Origin of the sequence: Silvanigrella sp., assembly GCF_044369315.1 — a bacterium.
In the GTDB taxonomy this organism is placed as follows: Bacteria; Bdellovibrionota_B; Oligoflexia; order Silvanigrellales; family Silvanigrellaceae; genus Silvanigrella.
In genome coordinates this window covers 1-17,788 of the sequence record NZ_JBIPMD010000045.1, presented here as the reverse complement: position 1 = coordinate 17,788, position 17,788 = coordinate 1, and the positions used below count along the sequence as shown (strand labels likewise).

Annotated in this window: 15 protein-coding genes; 9 read left to right on the top strand and 6 right to left on the bottom strand. The window is 29.6% G+C overall.

The window, feature by feature from the left end; all coding sequences use genetic code 11:
- The 3 genes from ACIQ56_RS05955 to ACIQ56_RS05945 all read left to right on the top strand — a co-directional run.
- The coding region (locus tag ACIQ56_RS05955) for a magnesium chelatase domain-containing protein (RefSeq protein ID WP_397600156.1) at window positions 1-630 on the top strand (630 nt) is incomplete at its 5' end.
- Window positions 606-1,643 carry an ATP-binding protein gene (locus ACIQ56_RS05950; protein ID WP_397600155.1) on the top strand — a complete coding sequence of 346 codons (1,038 nt, stop codon included), beginning with the start codon at window positions 606-608 and terminating at the stop codon, window positions 1,641-1,643. The genes ACIQ56_RS05955 and ACIQ56_RS05950, both read left to right, overlap by 25 nt.
- Before the next feature lie 607 nt (window positions 1,644-2,250).
- Entirely contained in the window at window positions 2,251-3,525 is a 1,275-nt protein-coding gene (locus ACIQ56_RS05945; protein WP_397600154.1) for a GAF domain-containing protein, read from the top strand.
- A 113-nt stretch (window positions 3,526-3,638) separates the two neighbouring features.
- Here the strand turns inward: ACIQ56_RS05945 and secA are convergent, their stop codons facing one another.
- The gene (secA, locus tag ACIQ56_RS05940; RefSeq protein ID WP_397600153.1) at window positions 3,639-6,164 is read right to left on the bottom strand and encodes a preprotein translocase subunit SecA; all 2,526 of its coding nucleotides are present in this window, start codon (window positions 6,162-6,164) and stop codon (window positions 3,639-3,641) included.
- A gap of 184 nt (window positions 6,165-6,348) precedes the next feature.
- Between secA and ACIQ56_RS05935 the strand changes: the two genes are divergently transcribed.
- Window positions 6,349-6,717 (top strand): hypothetical protein, encoded by a 369-nt coding sequence (locus tag ACIQ56_RS05935; protein ID WP_397600152.1) that lies wholly within the window; start codon window positions 6,349-6,351, stop codon window positions 6,715-6,717.
- 22 nt (window positions 6,718-6,739) lie between these two features.
- Here ACIQ56_RS05935 and ACIQ56_RS05930 read toward each other — a convergent pair whose 3' ends face one another.
- Genes ACIQ56_RS05930 through ACIQ56_RS05920 form a run of 3 tightly spaced genes read right to left on the bottom strand, consistent with a single transcriptional unit; the run spans window position 6,740 to window position 9,375 of the window.
- Complete coding sequence (locus ACIQ56_RS05930) at window positions 6,740-7,852, bottom strand: hypothetical protein (protein WP_397600151.1); 1,113 nt, start codon at window positions 7,850-7,852, stop codon at window positions 6,740-6,742.
- A gap of 8 nt (window positions 7,853-7,860) precedes the next feature.
- Window positions 7,861-8,598 (bottom strand): ABC transporter ATP-binding protein, encoded by a 738-nt coding sequence (locus ACIQ56_RS05925; protein ID WP_397600150.1) that lies wholly within the window; start codon window positions 8,596-8,598, stop codon window positions 7,861-7,863.
- 21 nt (window positions 8,599-8,619) lie between these two features.
- A complete protein-coding gene (locus tag ACIQ56_RS05920; protein WP_397600149.1) occupies window positions 8,620-9,375 on the bottom strand; it encodes an ABC transporter permease in 756 nt (251 codons plus the stop codon).
- A 70-nt stretch (window positions 9,376-9,445) separates the two neighbouring features.
- On the opposite strand from ACIQ56_RS05920, the gene ACIQ56_RS05915 reads away from it, so the two are divergent.
- From ACIQ56_RS05915 to ACIQ56_RS05905, 3 genes are all read left to right on the top strand, one after another.
- On the top strand, window positions 9,446-10,837 hold the full coding sequence (locus ACIQ56_RS05915) for a lytic transglycosylase domain-containing protein (protein WP_397600148.1): 1,392 nt from the start codon (window positions 9,446-9,448) through the stop codon (window positions 10,835-10,837).
- Complete coding sequence (locus ACIQ56_RS05910; RefSeq protein WP_397600147.1) at window positions 10,834-12,381, top strand: M17 family metallopeptidase; 1,548 nt, start codon at window positions 10,834-10,836, stop codon at window positions 12,379-12,381. Before ACIQ56_RS05915 ends, ACIQ56_RS05910 begins: the two co-directional genes overlap by 4 nt.
- Before the next feature lie 74 nt (window positions 12,382-12,455).
- Complete coding sequence (locus tag ACIQ56_RS05905) at window positions 12,456-12,749, top strand: hypothetical protein (RefSeq protein WP_397600146.1); 294 nt, start codon at window positions 12,456-12,458, stop codon at window positions 12,747-12,749.
- A 394-nt stretch (window positions 12,750-13,143) separates the two neighbouring features.
- Here ACIQ56_RS05905 and ACIQ56_RS05900 read toward each other — a convergent pair whose 3' ends face one another.
- Both ACIQ56_RS05900 and ACIQ56_RS05895 read right to left on the bottom strand, forming a co-directional pair.
- Window positions 13,144-14,055, bottom strand: coding sequence for a tol-pal system YbgF family protein (locus ACIQ56_RS05900; RefSeq protein WP_397600145.1), 912 nt, complete (start codon window positions 14,053-14,055; stop codon window positions 13,144-13,146).
- Window positions 14,056-14,186: 131 nt separating this feature from the next.
- The gene (locus ACIQ56_RS05895; RefSeq protein WP_397600144.1) at window positions 14,187-15,167 is read right to left on the bottom strand and encodes a polyprenyl synthetase family protein; all 981 of its coding nucleotides are present in this window, start codon (window positions 15,165-15,167) and stop codon (window positions 14,187-14,189) included.
- A gap of 163 nt (window positions 15,168-15,330) precedes the next feature.
- Here ACIQ56_RS05895 and rpmG point away from each other — a divergent pair, with 163 nt between their 5' ends.
- A complete protein-coding gene (rpmG, locus tag ACIQ56_RS05890) occupies window positions 15,331-15,498 on the top strand; it encodes a 50S ribosomal protein L33 (RefSeq protein WP_153421154.1) in 168 nt (55 codons plus the stop codon).
- A 390-nt stretch (window positions 15,499-15,888) separates the two neighbouring features.
- On the top strand, window positions 15,889-17,745 hold the full coding sequence (locus ACIQ56_RS05885; protein WP_397600143.1) for a hypothetical protein: 1,857 nt from the start codon (window positions 15,889-15,891) through the stop codon (window positions 17,743-17,745).
- Window positions 17,746-17,788 lie beyond the last annotated feature (43 nt).

The window sequence follows — 17,788 nt, the reverse complement described above, 5'->3', positions numbered from 1 at the left end:
AACAAAACCCAAAAGATTGGTTGCCTTGGAATTATCTCGATACCATCAACAAAATCAAAAACCACTCTCTATAAAAAATTTACTAGCATTCATTTTGTTTGTAAAATGCACTTATTGGTAGGACACGTCGATGTTATTACTGTAGAAATTGAAACTGTAATTGGAACAGGTTTTTCTGGATTAAATATTTTAGGTTTAAATACGGAAGCGACTCGAGATATGAGAGAACGAATACGTTCCGCATTAGAGTCTATAGGAATTCCAATTCCTTCTAAGAGAATTGTAGTAAATATTACTCCAAGTGAGTTTATAAAAATATCACGTATTCCCTTGTCACAGTTGGATTTTGCTGTTGCTGGATGTATTATTTATGCTTTAATAGATGATAATGAAAAACAAAATAAATTATTTAAACCAAATAATGAATTTTTAGCAGGAGAGCTTTCTCTATCTGGAAAGTCAAAAGAGATTCAAAATCCACTTATATATCAATCTGCAATTATTCAAAATAATAATAATATTAAACTATGTCTGCTAAGAAAAAATTTAAGTTATAATTCCATATTCTTGGAAAATAAAACAGAATTTTTTGATAGTATTGAGGAATGGTATCAAAAAAGAAAAAAATAAATAACAAAAATTCTATTCAATTTATTTCTAAAGAAGAAAATATTTTTTGTGAACCAAAAATAATAGATAGTTCATTAAACTTAAAAGAAATAGAAAATACAATATCAATCTTAATGAAAAATCCAAAACTATGTGTTTCTTTATTAATTGCAGCTTTAGGTCATCATCATATTTTGATTGCAGGTGAGCCTGGGGTTGGAAAAAGTTTTGGTTTACAAAAAATTTACCAATTTCTTGATCCCTTAAATGAAATTGAAATGATAGACGTAAAACTGATTCATTTTGTTTCAAGTCATGTTGCTAGGCCGTTTCGTTCTCCACACCATTCAGCTACCCCAGCTGCTCTAATAGGAGGGAGTTCTTTAAAGCCTGGAGAAGTTTCTCTAGCTCATAAAGGTGTTTTATTTTTAGATGAACTTTCCGAGTTTTCTAGCTCAAGTTTAGAATCATTAAGAGAGCCTTTAGATTCTGGTGAGGTTTTTATTTCGAGATCAGGTGGTCACATTCGATATCCTGCTCAGTTTTTGTTATGTGCAACAACAAATCCATGTTCATGTGGTTATTTATTTTCTAAAATAAAATCTTGTCGCTGTAATCCTAAAGAAAGTAGAAAATACTTACAAAAGTTAAGCGGTCCTCTTTTAGATCGATTTTGCCTTCAGGTTTGGATTGATTCTCCCATTGAATCAAATGAGATAGATATTTTTTCAGCTTATTTGATCGAGTTGAATTCTCAAAAGAAGATTAAATTTTTTTCTGAAAATTTTCTTGATATTAAGAAAAAATATAACGACTTAAAAAAACAAAATAAAAAACTTTCGGAAATTGAAAAATACCTTATGATGAATGAAAGATATTGTTCTTTATCTCTAAGAGGTCAAAAAAAGATATATAATATAGCTTTTTCATTTTATTGTTTATTTAATGAAATTGAAATTAACAAACTATTTGTTGAATCTGTTATGAGTTTTAGAGAGTTGGATAAAATGTTCTTGCAAAGAAATATTTTTTGACATATTTTTTAGATAATTCCTATTCCAAATTTAATTTTATTAAACATGATATTAAAAAGAATACCAAAAATTCAAATATATTTTATGTAATATAAAATTATAATTCTATACTGAATTTATAATAAAATTAAATTTATAGATTTTAAAATGTTATAATTTATAATCTCATTTTTTCTTGCAATTGCTTATGAATAATTGTAATGAAAAAAAATTAATATTAATAATGAATTTTTGTAATTAAATATTATATAATTTTGTTTATTTAATATAAAATTTGATAAAAATTTATAACTTTAATTTGTGAATAATTTTAAAAAATAGAAAATTTAAAAAAAACGTGAAATATATAAGTATTTTTGTCTTTTATACCTTAGTGATTAGTGATTTTTTGTAATTAATTATTAACAAAAATTTAAATACTTTCTTGCAACTTTTAATTAATGTTGATAATGTAAAATTAACAATGTCTGCTTTAATAGACGGCATTTTTAAGTTTTAATTATTTTCTTTTAATTTGAAATAAAAAATTTAATAAATGTTACCACTATATGCTTAAATAAACATATAGATTTGTTTTAATAATGAAGCTTATTTTTAGGATATCAGGATGATAATTGAAAAAGAACGAATTGAATCCTTAAAAAGTTACTATATTTTAGATACCTTACCTGAAAAAGATTATGATGAAATAACTTCACTAGCTGCTAAAGCATTTAAGTGTCCTATTTCATATATCAGTTTTTTAGATGAAGAAAGATTATGGATTAAGTCAAGTCATGGAATTCCTAAATTATCATTTGAAAAAGATTTTTCTTTTTGTCAATATACTTTAAATAGTGATGATATTTTTATCGTAAATAATACTTTAAAAGATGAACGTTTTCATGATAATCCTTACGTTATAGGGAATCCTAAAATTCTTTTTTATGCTGCTGTTCCTATTGTTTCTGCTACAGGCTTTAATATTGGTGCTTTATGTATTTTAGATAGAAAAGAGAATCAATTTTCAGATAGTCAACTCATGTATCTTAAATTTTTAGCTAATAAAATATACAAACTTTTAGAACTGCGTAGAAAAAAAATACTTCTTACAAAAGGGAATGAAGATTCAAGATCATTTTCTAAAAATTATTTAAAAAATGATAAGAAATATTCTTATCAAAATAAAATAAGCCATTTTGGAAAAAAAACTTTAGATAAAACAGCAAATCATGAAACGAATAAACAAATGGCGTTCAATTTTGTAACCTCAAATGACATCTCTTCGGATATTCAAATTGTTGAAAATACAAAAAAAATAAATAGTTTTTGTTCGACAATAGAAAAAGAATTTTCAATAACAAAAAAAATAAATTTTTCTAAATATTTTCATACCGATTATAAAGTTGAAAAGGCTCAATTCATTGCTGTAAACGAGCTCATATCTGCTGTGCTAAATTTATACAAAGATAAAATGAGTATATATGAGATTCAGTTAGACATTACTTCAAATATTCCTCCAAATTATAAAATAGAATGCAAGCCTTCTTTAACTATTCAAATTATTTCATGTATCATTCATAATTCAATTGAATCTATAAAATTTAAAAAATTTAAGTGGATTTATTTGGATTTAAAAGAGTCTAGTTATGATTTTGAAATTTCTATTTCGGATAATAGCCAAGCTGCTTTCAATAAATTTAATATGAGCAATCCTGATTTCCAAAATTATGAAATGACAAATGAGAATATAAGTGATTTAAATAATATAAATTTTGAAGGAAAAAATTATTTAAATAAAATTACAAATGCAATTGGTGCACAAGTTTTGTTAGATAAGAGCTGTGAAAATTCAAAAGTCGTTTTTTATCTTCCTAAAAGAAATTATCAATATGATAATTGATCTTCATTTTTTCTTTTGAATATTTAATTATGAAATAAACATTTAAAAATTAAAAAAATGATGAAAATAAAAAAGCCACCTTAAGGTGGCTTTAAAAAAATTTCATTATAAAATTATCTGTCCGAATACATTGCTCGTTTTCTTTCTAACTCTTCTTGCTCTTCTAATTTATTTCCAAATGTAATTTCGGGATCTTCATGTTCTGCTGTTGCATTTTTGAGTTCAAGTTTTGCCTTACGTTCTACCTCTGCTTTGGCTTCCGCAATAAACTTTTCAGCTAAATTAGGCTGTACTTTGTATATCATTTGTAATGAGTCTTGTTTGATAGAAACGATTAAACGGATAAATAATTCAAAAGCTTCGTTTTTATACTCTTGCAAGGGATCTTTTTGAGCATATCCCCTTAAACCAATACCATCTTTTAAATGGTCAATATTAAGGAGGTGATCTTTCCACCAAGAGTCAATCGTTTGGAGCATAACCCAACGCTCTATATCTCTCATTTGTTCGGAGCCAAATAAGTTTTCTTTTTCTTCGTATTCGTTAATAAGTTTTTTTGTAATGAGATCATAAAACTCATCTCTGCCCATTTCCGCTTTATTTCTTTCCTCAATAGAAAAAGGAATTGCTTTGTTAAAATTGCGGAATAAAACTCTTTCAAGCTCTTTATAATCAATTTGAACAAGTTCACCTGGGAGTCCAGATGGCGGAATAAAGTCATCACAAATAGTACGGGCAAATTTTTGAATAGGCTCACCAACTAAAATTTCTTTTACATTTTCTTTACGCAATATTCTCATACGAGCTGCATAAATTGCTTTTCTTTGTTGATTTAATACATCATCATATTGAAGAAGTTGTTTACGAATATCATAATTGAAGCCTTCTACTCGTTTTTGTACTTTACCAATTACATTTGTTAATCTTGGATCATGAATTGCTTCATCACCAACAAACTTTTCCATAATAAATTGATTCGCTTTATTGTTAAAGCGTTTCATAAGTTCGTCTTCCCAAGATAAAAAGAATTTACTCGCTCCAGGGTCACCTTGGCGGCCGGAACGACCTCGAAGCTGATTGTCAATCCGTCGACTTTCGTGGCGTTCTGTACCAATTACATAAAGTCCGCCAAGATCGGCTACTTGCTGACCAAGAATGATATCTGTTCCACGACCTGCCATGTTGGTTGATAAAGTAACACGACCTTTTTGGCCAGCTTCTGCAATAATTCTTGCTTCTTGTTCATGATGTTTCGCGTTTAGTACTTGATGGGGAATATTTTTCTTTTTAAGCAGTTCGGAAAGCAATTCGCTTTTTTCAATGCTGACCGTACCAACAAGAATAGGTTGTCCTGTTTTATGAATTTTATCAATTTCTTCTGCCACAGCATTAAATTTTGTGGCTTGTTTTAAGAATAAAACATCATCGTGATCTTTACGAACCATTTGACGATTTGTAGGGATAACAACAACATTTAATTTATAAATATTGTGAAATTCAACCGCTTCCGTATCAGCCGTACCTGTCATACCAGATAACTTATCATACATACGGAAATAGTTTTGCAGAGTTACTTGGGCTAAAGTTTGGTTTTCTGGTTGAATTTGAACATTTTCTTTTGCTTCTAAAGCCTGGTGAAGTCCATCCGAAAATCTACGGCCATGCATAAGGCGTCCCGTAAACTCATCAACAATAATAATTTGTCCATTTTGAACAATATAATGATCATCTTTTCTAAATAAGACATGAGCTCTTAATGCATTATTACAAGCATGAACAAGTTCATTGTTTTCAGGGTCAAAAAGATTTTCAATATTGAGGCGTTTTTCGACTTTAGAAATACCAGCTTCAGATAAGGCACAAGCTCTTGATTTCTCATCTACCGTGTAGTCAATTTCTTTTCTCAAGCCACGAATCGCATTATTAGAAACAAGATATTTATCAGATGTGGTATCGGAAGGACCACTAATGATTAGTGGTGTTCTTGCTTCATCTATTAAGATTGAGTCCACTTCGTCAACAATAGAATAGTGATGACCTCTTTGAACAAAGTCTTCAAGGCGAACTTTCATATTATCGCGCAAATAATCAAAACCTAATTCATTATTTGTAGCGTAAGTAACATCACAAGCATAGGCTTCTTGACGTTCTTGGTCACTCATTCCTGATAAAATACAACCTGTTGTAAGACCTAAAAAACTATAAAGTTTGCCCATTTCTTCGGACTGTGTCGATGCAAGATATTCGTTTACCGTAACAACATGAACACCTTTTCCAGTTAATGCATTTAAGTAAACAGGAGCTGTTGCGGTTAAAGTTTTACCTTCCCCTGTCCGCATTTCTGCAATTTTGCCTTGGTGTAATACATATCCACCAATAAGCTGTACATCAAAATGTCTTTTTCCTAAGCAGCGTTTACCAGCTTCACGAACAACAGCAAAAGCTTCAGCGAGAAGAGAGTCAATACTTTCCCCTTTTTGGTGCCGGGTTTTAAATTCAGAGGTTTTTGCTTTAAGTTCACTATCAGTCAATGATTGCATCTTTGATTCGAGAGTGTTTATTTTTGTAAGAATAGGTGCAATTTTACGCAATTCTCGATCGTTTTTAGTTCCAAAGAGAGACTTGAGAATATTTAACATGATTCAGAATTTATCCTTTCAAACAAATAAAAAAGCTTAAAACCACCAGCCTTTTAACACACATTTTTCTAGTGTGCCAATTTTGGTGACAGGCTGCCAATTCTTTCCTCTTATTTCAATTTATAACCTTCCGACAAGAGCAAAGTATTAAAAGAGTGAATGAAGCATAGTGGAAGGAATGAAAATGTCTAATACAACCCAAGACATATTTGATGAATTCAATGAAGACAGTCTTGAAAACTACGCTCTTGATTTAGAGCCAAATGGGAGTTTGGCTGATGATAGTAATTTAAATGTCAATCTTACAAAGCAAATAGAGCAAATATTAGATAGCATCACAAGGGTAGGCGGTGAGGTTTGTAAATTACGTGCGGAAATGGATGGTCTATTGGATCAAAATGGGATGCTTGTAGACTCTTTTCATAGATTGAAAGATGTTTTAAATGAAAAAGGATATTTAGATATCGATGATTTTCAATTAGCTTGCGATGTTTTTGATGAGTCTAATATGAAAAGTGTCGGAAGTCAGTTTATTAAAAAAGTCTCACATTAAATAAAGAATTTTTTTAAACCTATTAATAACTCCATCGACTTAAAACATAATTTCGTGTCATTTGATGATTTAAATATATTAAAAAAATGGTGAGAAGAATTAAAAATATAATGTTTCTTTTAGATAAAAAATCTCCGACTGTAAATAATAATGGAAAAATAAAAATAGTATAACGAAATGCATTCATTAAAGAGAAAACTGACGGAGTAATTAATATGCAAAATAAAGAATAGAAAAAAACTGGTTTAGATTTTTTAAATAATAAGAAATTTAAAATGAACAAAATATGAAAATAAATAGATTCATAAATACTAAATCTGCTCAATTCCTTAAATTTTATTATTTCAAAAAATGATTTAAAATAACCTGAAAATGAAAGAGTAAGGCTTGAGAAATGTTTTTGAGCGTCCAAAAAAGCAAAAGGGTTTGAAAAAGAAATATATTGATAAATTAAAAATATAGAATAAAAAGAAAAAGAAATAAGTCCAGATAAAATAAATTTTTTAATTTTATCTGAAATTTTTTCTTGTGAATTTATAATCATCCAAGCGATTGCAATACTTAGAAAGATTCCTTGATTTTTTGTTAAGGCACAAAGTCCAGCCAAAGCTGAAGCTAAAATCCAGTTTTTATTTGTATAGTAAAATGCAAGAAAAGAAAGAAGCAAATACAAAGACTCAGTGTGACTAGAATGAAATATATAAGAAGATGGCGCAAATAAAAAGAAGAAATATCCATATTTTGTTTGTGGAATAAGCCATTTGGGATGGTTTTCACGATTGTTAATTACTTTCAAAATAAATATATTGAAAATAATAAATAAAATAGATGAAAATACAGTGCCTATGAATTGGGCTGGAATTTGGAATGGTAATAAAATTGAAATAACTTTTATAATAAATGGATATAACGGATAAAAAGCAATAGATTTTTCATTGTATCCGTCATTAATAATGGAATTGTACCAAGCAGCATCCCAATTTGATAAGGCATTCTGGTAAGTTAAATCTTTGCTGTGAATTGTTAAAACCCACAATGAAAAGTGATGCAAAAAATATATTATAAGTAATATAATGATGTATTTCTTAAAAGTTTCATTATTATTTTTTTGGAAAAATTCTTTTATATTAATCATAAATCTCCTTAGTTAATTCCAATTAAAGAAATAATTTCTTTTTCAGTTTTAATGTTACTCTTTTTATTTTTGTTTTCATTATAGAAAGTTTTATTTATTTCGGATGGAATTCCTTTTAAAACATGAATTTCTTCTGATAAAAATAAAGCCTCTCTTACATCATGAGTAACTAAAATAGCATATTTGTTTGTTTCTAAAATTTTATTTGCAAGCCATTCTTGTAAAATATATCTTGTATGAGCGTCTAAAGATGCAAAAGGTTCATCTAATAAAACGGCTTGTGTATCTAATACTAAAGCTCTTGCAAAAGAAACTCTTTGAGCCATACCGAGCGAAATTTCATCTGGAAACTTATTTCTATGGTTTTCTAATTGTACAACCTTTAAAGCATTCAGAGCGATTTCTTCTTTTGATTTTTGTTCTTTATTTACTTTTTCATTACTAATCGCAATTATAATATTATTTAAAATGTTTTTCCAGGGTAATAAATGGGGTACTTGAGGAATCATTGAAAATAATTTTTGTTTTATATTCCATTTTTGAAAAGAAAAATCTTGATTTTTAAATTCAATTTGACCTGTAGCACCCGTTTCCATACCCATTAAAACTCTTAAAAAAGTAGATTTTCCACATCCTGAAGCGCCAATTAAGGAGGTTATTTTACCTTCTTTTAAAGTAATATTAATGTTTTTAATAACGGGTTCTTTATTTTGGTAAGAATAATTTTCAACGGATATTTTGATCATTATTTTATGAATTCCTAAAGTTTAGTGTTTCGCTGTTTTCCAAAAAATAATTTTTTTTCTAAGAAAAGAAACAAAAAATGTACTAATTAAACTTATAAAAATAATTACGATAACAGCAGCAATAACTTTATCTGTTCTAAAGGTTGCTTGAGCCCGTAATAAATAAATACCAAGCCCAGATTCACTTCCCATTAATTCTGCTAAAACTGCAGAACCAAAAGAGTAACTAATGCTTATTTTGAGCGCATTAAAAAATCCAGGAAGGGAATAAGGAAAATAAATATGAAAAAAAGCTTTCATTGAGTTTATTTGTAACATTTCAACGATTAAATGGTATTCTTTTTTTGCTTCAATAAGATCATTTTGCATGACCAATGAAATAGGAAAGGAACATGTAAGTACAACCAAAGCAACTTTTGGTGCCATTCCTAATCCTAACCAAATCATAAGAAGTGGCGTAAAAACAAGGTAAGGTATACTTTGGGAAACAATGAGAAGTGGTGATAAAATAGAATGTATTTTTTCAGATTTAAAAGATAAAAAACCTAAAAAAAGACCTAATACAATTGCAAGAAAAACTCCTAATAGCCATTCTGAAACAGTTACAAGGGTGTTTTGAAAAATAATTACCCAGTCTGTTAAAAACACATCTGTCACTTTAGAAGGTAAAGGGATAATATATTCTGGTACCTTAGCTTTTTGTAACGTTAACTCTAAAACAAAAATGAGTAACATTACAAAAAGAACTGGAAAAATCCGTCTAGATATGCGAGACATGTAGTTGCCTTTCATACTGTTGTTCTAAGCTTGAAGCGCAGTAAGACCGCTTTCAGCCAGAGGATTTAATATGTTTCTTAAAAATCTGCAATTAACACGCAATTCCTTAATCACGTTAGTTTTATTGATGTCACAAGCTTCTTTGATTTCTAAATCCTATTCTTTAGATTTAAAAGTGGATCTACCACAAAATAAAGGTAAAGATTCGGTTCTATATTATAATCCAATAGTAAACCAGCAAGCTGATTCCTCTTTTTCCAAAGGAACCTCAGCTAAAGAAGCAGACATTAGCAAAAAAAAGCAAAAAGCTTCTAAGTCTGATCAGGTTGAGAAATCTCTCCCTAAAGAAGAAATTGTACTAGCGGATGATGGAGGGCTTGAAGTCCCACCTGCGCCTAAAGCCATATCTCAAAAGAAAAAAGAAATTGCCCTTGAGGCAAATACCAAAAAAAACAACACAAAATCTCGTAAAATGAGAGAGGATACGGTTGCTCAAGAAGAAGAAAATAGAGACAATGTTCAACTTGTTCGTTCTACAAGCACTTCAAATTCTAAAGATCCTTTTCCTATGTTGCCTTGTATTGAAGACAATGTTGCTTTTTGGGCGCGCGTTTATACGGAAATAGATGTAAATGAAGCCTATTTACATGATAAAAATGACTTATCTAGAATTTATAGCACTTTGTCTCTTCCTACAAATAAGGCACAAAGGTCGCGCTATATTGATAATGAGCGAAAAAAATATATTAACATCATAGATAATTTAGCTGCAAAATTAAAAACTCCCCGTAAAAACTGGACAAAAGAAGAAAAAAGAGTTGCCGCTTTATTTAAAGAGAGTGGCCTAACTTTAAATAATTTAAATGAAGCAAAGTCAAATATGAGAATTCAAACGGGTTTAAAATCTCAGTTTGAAGCAGGAGTTCAAAGAAGTATTAACTACCTTCCTTCTGTTTTTCCAATTGTTAAAAAAAGTGGTCTTCCTATTGATCTTGCCTATTTACCACATGTAGAAAGCAGTTATAACTCTAAGGCTGGTTCAAAGGTGGGGGCTATGGGATTATGGCAAATCATGCCAGGAACTATGCGGATTGTAGAAGGTCATGCTGCGGTTTCAAAAAGAACGGATCCTAAAATTGCAACGACAGCGGCAATGAAAATTTTGAAAAGCGACTTTGATAAAGTTCAAAATTGGCCTTTAACATTAACTGCTTATAATCATGGCGTAAATGGAATGCTCCGGGCTATTGATGAAACAGGGTCTCGTGATCTATGTAAAGTAATTGACCATTACAGTTCCCCTTCGTTTCGTTTTGCTTCAAGCAATTTTTACGCCCAATTTTTAGCAGCTCGAAAAGCGGCTAAACAAAGATATTCGCAATTGGCTAAAAAAGGAAAAGGGGGCTCCAGTGTGGTTCTAAGGCGTACAATTCTAAGCTCACAAGGTGGATCTTTAAAATGAATTTTTTCTCCGACTGGTTTCTTGCTCCTCACTTTTCAATCCTAGTTCAATCTAATGAAGAGTTCAGTAAGGGTAAGGAACAACCAGACGGAGTTTCCATTCAGCTTATTAGTGAGTATTATTATTCTACTCATTCAGAACAATTTCAATTTCCCACCACTTTTTCTGGAACGTTAAAACCTAAAAATTTATATCCTTTAAATCAAGATGGAAAATCTTTTTTTTATATTATTCCAAAAGATGAACCTAAAAAACTTTCTTTTGAATTGCCAGGAAAACCTCATATAATAAGTCATATGGGAGCATTACTTTCGATTTCTTTATTACAGCAAGGTAACAAATTTGATTCACTAAAACAGTTTTATATTTCTTTTTCTGAAGATCTAAAATCATTTATTGAGTTTGAAAAATATGAATTTATATTGGGAATTCTTCAAAAATCGATATCAAATAAGGTTTTTAAAAATTCCAATAAATATAAACAATTTAATATTATATTTGAAAATTCTTTTATGAATAAAGAAGTAGTGAATAAAGCAAACGCAATAAGTGATTCTATGTGTTATACTCGTAGCTTTATAAATATGCCACCAAATATTCTTAATCCAGAATCTTATGAATTATTTTTAAGAACGATTGTTCGAAATGAGTGTGAAAAATCTTCTTCACCAAATCATATTCAAATTGAAATATATGATTATGAAAAATTAAAAAAAGAAAATTGTGGACTTATATGCGCTGTTGGGCAGGGAAGTGAAATAAAACCAAGGCTAATTAAATTAACCTATACTACGACAAAAAATTTATCAAAAACACCGCACGTTTCTTTAGTTGGAAAAGGGATTACGTTTGACACAGGAGGGTATGATATCAAACCCTCTTCGGGAATGCGTATTATGAAAAAAGATATGGGCGGTTCTGCTTCTGCTTTAGGCATTTTTTTTGCTTGTGCTCGTCTCAACTTGCCCATGAGGCTTACCTGTTGGTTACCTTTGGCAGAAAATATGATTTCTGGAAATGCAATGCGTCCAGGAGATGTTTTTAAGGCAAAAAACGGCCTCCAAATTGAAATTGATAACACAGATGCCGAGGGAAGACTTGTACTAGCAGACGCGATTTCTTTGGCTTGTGAGGAGTCTCCTGACTGGCTTATTGATCTAGCGACTCTTACGGGTGCGGCAAGGGTGGGTTTAGGGACTATGGTTGACTCTCTTTTTGGAAATAATAAATTAACAAGTCAGTTACTTTACAATTCAGGCATTGAGAGTGGAGATTGGGTATGGCAAGTACCTTTGCCTAGTGATTATGATGCTTATCTTGATTCCAATGTTTCTGATTTTGTGAATAGTGGCTCTTCTGGTTTTGCGGGCTCCATTACTGCAGCTTTATTTCTTCAAAAATTTGTTACAGTTCCTCAATGGAATCATATTGATACATATATGTGGTGCGATAAGCCAAATGGCTTATGGGCAGAGGGCGGCGGCGCAACGGGAAAATGCGTCAGGCTTGTGACTCGGGCGATTGAGACCTTTATTTCAAAGTAACAAAAACTAATCTAAACTAAAATAACAAATAATATATTTAAAGTAGATTTATTGTTTCATTGGAGGGCTGAAAATTGTCTAATGAACAAAATCCAGAGGCGATTGTAAACATGGTTAGCTTGCATTTACGTGAGTTAATTCATGATGTTAATAATGCGCTTTTTGTTGCTAAAGGATTTCTTGAGGAATTAAATGAAGATACTCAAGGAAAGCGTTATATGGATCCTTCCTTTGATCACGAAAATTTTCAGGATATGGTTTCTAAAATTAATAGAAATATTGAGAAAATTGATACAAATCTTGTTAAGTTAAGAAAGTTCGCTAAAGAAGATATTTTTGATAAAACAGGAGTGCCTAGGCCTTCGTAATTCGATTGGGAAGCTAAATAAAAATCTAGCCGCCGCTCTGTTCGGTGCTCGGCGGCTTGGTCGTCCCTCTGAGGAGGGAATGTGATAGGAAATTATAGAAAGGATAATGCTAAAGGCAAGAGTTCAAAAGGAAAGGATATTTTTTTTAAGGAAGGACAAAAATAATACCCGAACGACATCATTTTTGGGTTACCCCATTAGGTTTCCTAACGGGATAGATAGCATGCCTTATGGTTAACTGCAACATAAAAATCATTTCTTTTTATAATTTATCAGAATGAAATCATTTAATTTTATAAAAATCATATAATTACAAATATTTCGAGAATCGTTTGGTGATTTATGTCAATTTAATTCATGCTTAATGATATTGTCATGAAGAGAAATCCATAACTCATTTTGAATCACGCATTCTTAACATACCATCCCTAGCATTTTGAGCATCTGTGCTTTGTGGCGAAAGCGTAATTACTTCTTGATATATTTGAGCGGCCTTCGATTTGCTGTTTAATTTTTCGTAGGTTTCTGCTTCTAAGAGTTTAGCATGTGCTAGATCAGGAGTATTTGGGAACTTAATATAAAATGTTCTTAGTTCATTAAATACATTATTATATTCTCCTAAACGAAGCCATGCTTCACTAGAAAGTAACAATGATTTTCCTTTATCATCATAATTAGGATAATTCTTTTTTACATTATTTAATGAAATGATCGCTTCTCCATAATGGGCTTGTCTTAATTTAATTTCTGCATCCGCAATTAATTGAGCCGGACCTATTGGCTCATTTGAATTCATCATTGCGCTTTCTAAAGGAATTAATGAAGAATCTTTTTTTTCTGTGTATATATCTCTGCTTTCTGTCATATCAGGTAACATAGAAACTCCTAAAGAACTAGGAGGTTGTTTTTCTAATGATGCTTGATCTTCAAAAATACCGGATCTTAAACCACGTTTTAAAATATCAATTTCTTTTTTATTTGTTGATAATTGTTCATTTAAACTATTTACATCATTTCTTAATAATGAAATTATTTTTTTAGAAACAATATTATCTTGACTTAAATCATTCACTAAAAAATTTAATTTTTTTACTTGTCCTTCAAGTTCGGTAATTCTTATTTCATGGTTTTTATCCTTAGTTTCTAAATAATCTATCTTACTAACGGTCTCATTTTTTTGAATTTCGATAACTGCTTTGTTTTCTGCTTGATTTTTATCTTCCATCACTTCATTTTGTGGAGTCATACATGAAGTAATAAAAATAGTGCAAAATAAAATGGGAAAATATTTAAAATATTTTTGCATAATCAATCCTAATTAAATTATTTTATAAAAAAATCATAATTTACGAAAGGAAAAAATATATATAATATAATAATATTCTTTATTTTAAAAAGATGGGATGAATTTATTGCATTCTCTATTGGAACTTTAACTTATTTTGATCTATCTAATAAAAGTTCTATTTGTGATAATAGCATTTTTTGATAATAGATAGAATTTATATTATTATTAATAATATGAGTATTTTCAAATAAGGATTGCAATAATAATTTTGCTTTGTCTGTATAGCTTGCAGCAAGTTTTTCCGCTTTTTCAAATCCAAGTAATTTAACCGCTGTAAACTTATTTTGAGCTTCATCCTTGCCCGAAGTTTTTCCTAATTGTTCGCTTGATTTTGTGGCATCAAGAATGTCGTCTATAATTTGAAAAGAGAGGCCAATCAATTCACCCGCTTCTTTTATGACATTATTCAATTCAAATAATTTACTTTCCGGAATTTCATTTTTAAAATGATCGGCCCCACAAAGAAATCCTAAAGAGAGGGCTGTGCCAAGCAGTTTGCCCGTTTTGTTTCTATGAACAATTTCCATTTGTCCCCAGGTAACCTCATTGGAGTTTGTAAAAGAGATATCAAGCCATTGGCCTAAAATCATACCTCGAACTCCCGAGCCTTCGCTTAATTCATTTATCAAAAAAGAAAGATATTTCGGTCTATTAAGTTTTGTTTGAGCTATTATTTTAAAGGATTCTGTCAAAAGAGCATCTCCAATTAATAGCCCCTTCGCCTCGCCATAAATTTTATGGGTCGTAGGCAATCCCCGTCTTAAATCATCGTTATCCATGCATGGCAAATCATCATGAACAAGCGAATAAGTATGAATTTTTTCAACGGCTAAAGCAGAATTTCTTGCCGTCTCAATGCCTGCTTCGCCACTAAAAGCTCCTGCGCAAATTAATGTAAGTAGAGGGCGCACCCTTTTTCCACCCGCGTTTAAGGGGTGTTTGTAAGCATTTGATATTTCAGTAAAATAAGATATATCCTGATTTTTTGCTACTATATTAATCAAACAAGATTCAATATCTGAATTTATCATTTGTAAAAAAAATGGAATATTTTTATGCTGTTCAGACATATTGTCGCCTTTTTCGTTAAATAAAGATAGAAATCTTTCAAAAGCAATTTCGTTTAACATATAGTTACAGAAACTGCTTGCAAAAAAATGAATTTGTTTGTACGTTCTGCGCCACTGCGTTTTTTTAGCGCGTGTAAGCAAAAAGAATCTAGGAGTTAACTAAATGCGCGATATTATTAAACTTATCTGTAGTGGTGATGGAAAGATCTCTTGTTCTGGGAACAATCTTTACTCAACTACAAAAAATAAAAAAGCTTCCACAAAAAAGCTTGAACTCAAAAAGTACTGCAAGTACTGCCGTAAGCACACTCTTCACAGAGAAAGCAAATAATTCATATTGCTTTCTAAAAAGCCACTCAAATTATTTTATAGTTTGAGTGGCTTTTTTTATTTTAAGAATTCAAAAAATGATTTATTCAAAAAATAGATTCATTTTAAATTTTTAATAAGTATTCATTAAACTTTGTATAAGTTACGTTATATTAAAAAAAATTATTTAAATAAAGAAACACTCTTCTTTAAAAAGTATAAATTAAAATTAAATTTAAAGCTAAAATAAAAAAAATTATATTTTATATTTTGTTACAAAATAAAAATTTGGCATGTTAATTGCTTTATTTTTTTCTGAAAGGGTATTGAAATATATTATTTAAATAAATTATTTTAAATAAAGTAATAACTTCAAAATATAATAGATGATTTGAGTAATGAAGGAATTATTATGTCGACGAATTTAAGTTATATTAGCAATGAAGGTTTTATTCGATTAGAAAAGGTATATTCATTATTAAATAAAGAAGGTTTAATTAGTAAAAGTAACCTTAAAAGTATAAACAACGAAAATTTTGCTACTTTTTTTGGAATAACAGAAGAGTTAAATTATCCCTTATGGGGACTCTGTTTATATAAACGAAATATTATGGATGGTATTGATCAACTTAATAGAAAAAAAGATGTTCTTATTCAAAATATAATAGAAAAATGCCAACTTGAAAACACGAAAGGCGATTTTAATGCAATTTTTAAAGATTGTGCACGTGAAATTGAGCAATACTTAAATAAAAGAAATCATTGGTATTTGAAAGTTTCGAAAGATAGGTTGTTGTTTTTAGATAAATTATTTTTGATTATTGAAACTTTATCAGAATTCAAAGATGAAGAACAAAAAGTAATTCTTTTTTCTAAATTAGTAAAAGCCTTAAACGATATTCAGGCATATGGAATATGGACCGGTCACGATTGGGGACAGACTTCGATCAATCATGTATTAAAGAAAATTTCTGATGATCTTTCTTTGGCAACTGTTTCTTTAGTTGTTAATTTGAAAACACAAATGTCATCTATAAATCTTGAAAAATTAAATGAAAAATTAGTCCATTTGATTGGTACATTTAAATCCGTTTTAAATAATTCAATTCTTCCAAGGAATAATAAAGGAAAAATATTATGTGAAAAAATTGAAAATTTAAGAAGTAATCGGAAAAATTTTAATATCATTAGACTGTTTAAAAGAGTTGTTGAAGAAAAAAATAAAAAAGTAGTTTTCTTTAGGCTTGAATTGAGAAATTATCATGATAAAACTGTAGAAAATATTTTATTTGACACTGAGTTCATTCCTATTAAAAATGAAAAAAACTTGCAAATTATTTTAGCAGAGCAGAATAAATATATTGATTACATATCTTCATTAGTATTGAATTACTTTAAGAGTTTAATGTGGTTTTTAAATCATGCACAATATTTGAAGAATATAAGTGATTACGCATTTGATAAAGCAATTCAAGGGAAACTTAAAAATGATTTTATAGATGAAAATCTTGTGAGACAAAATACCACCTCACTTTTGCAATTAAAATCGGCAAAAAAAAGTACAAATCCTTTTGGAAGCAGCGAATCTCTCGTTTCAATACAAGACGATTCAAGAAGCTTATTAAATTCTTCAAACTTATCTTTGAGTCCTTCCCTGGGTTCTATTTCATCGAAAAAAAGTCTGTCTTTAAGAATGTTACAAATTGAGGCAAACCGAACGCCCGCTCCCACGACCCCCCAAAAAACCAAAGGCACTAAAAAGTCAGAAACTTGCTTAAATAATTTTAAAAAATTACGAAATTCATTTTATAAAAAAGTTTCTCATAAGAAAGAACAATTTAGTGAAGTTAATGTACCAAATGCTTCCACGATCAATGTTGTTGCAAATCCTAAAATGGAGGAAATAAAAGAAGAACTTTGTACAGAAGCCATTTGTTATTCTGATTTTTATAATAATGAATTTAATTCTGATTTTAAAAATGAAATAGAGAAAGTAAATTTTGAAAAAATTGAAGATTTTTCTCATTGGAGTAAAGATTTATCTTATTTTAAAAATATTACATTAAATCAGTCGATTTATCTTGGAATTCAGAATAAAACAGATATTAATATATTAAATACTTCAATTCAAGAATTAATAAAAGAAATAGATTTATTTAAAGAATCTCTTAAAAAAACAAATTCAAAAGCAATAGCAAGATTTCAATTTATTCCTTTGAAAGATCTTTCAGAAAGTGTCCTCCCAATAAGTGATTTTTACAAAGCATAAATCCAGAATTAAATCTCCTTTTGAGGAGGAGATTTAAATGGAG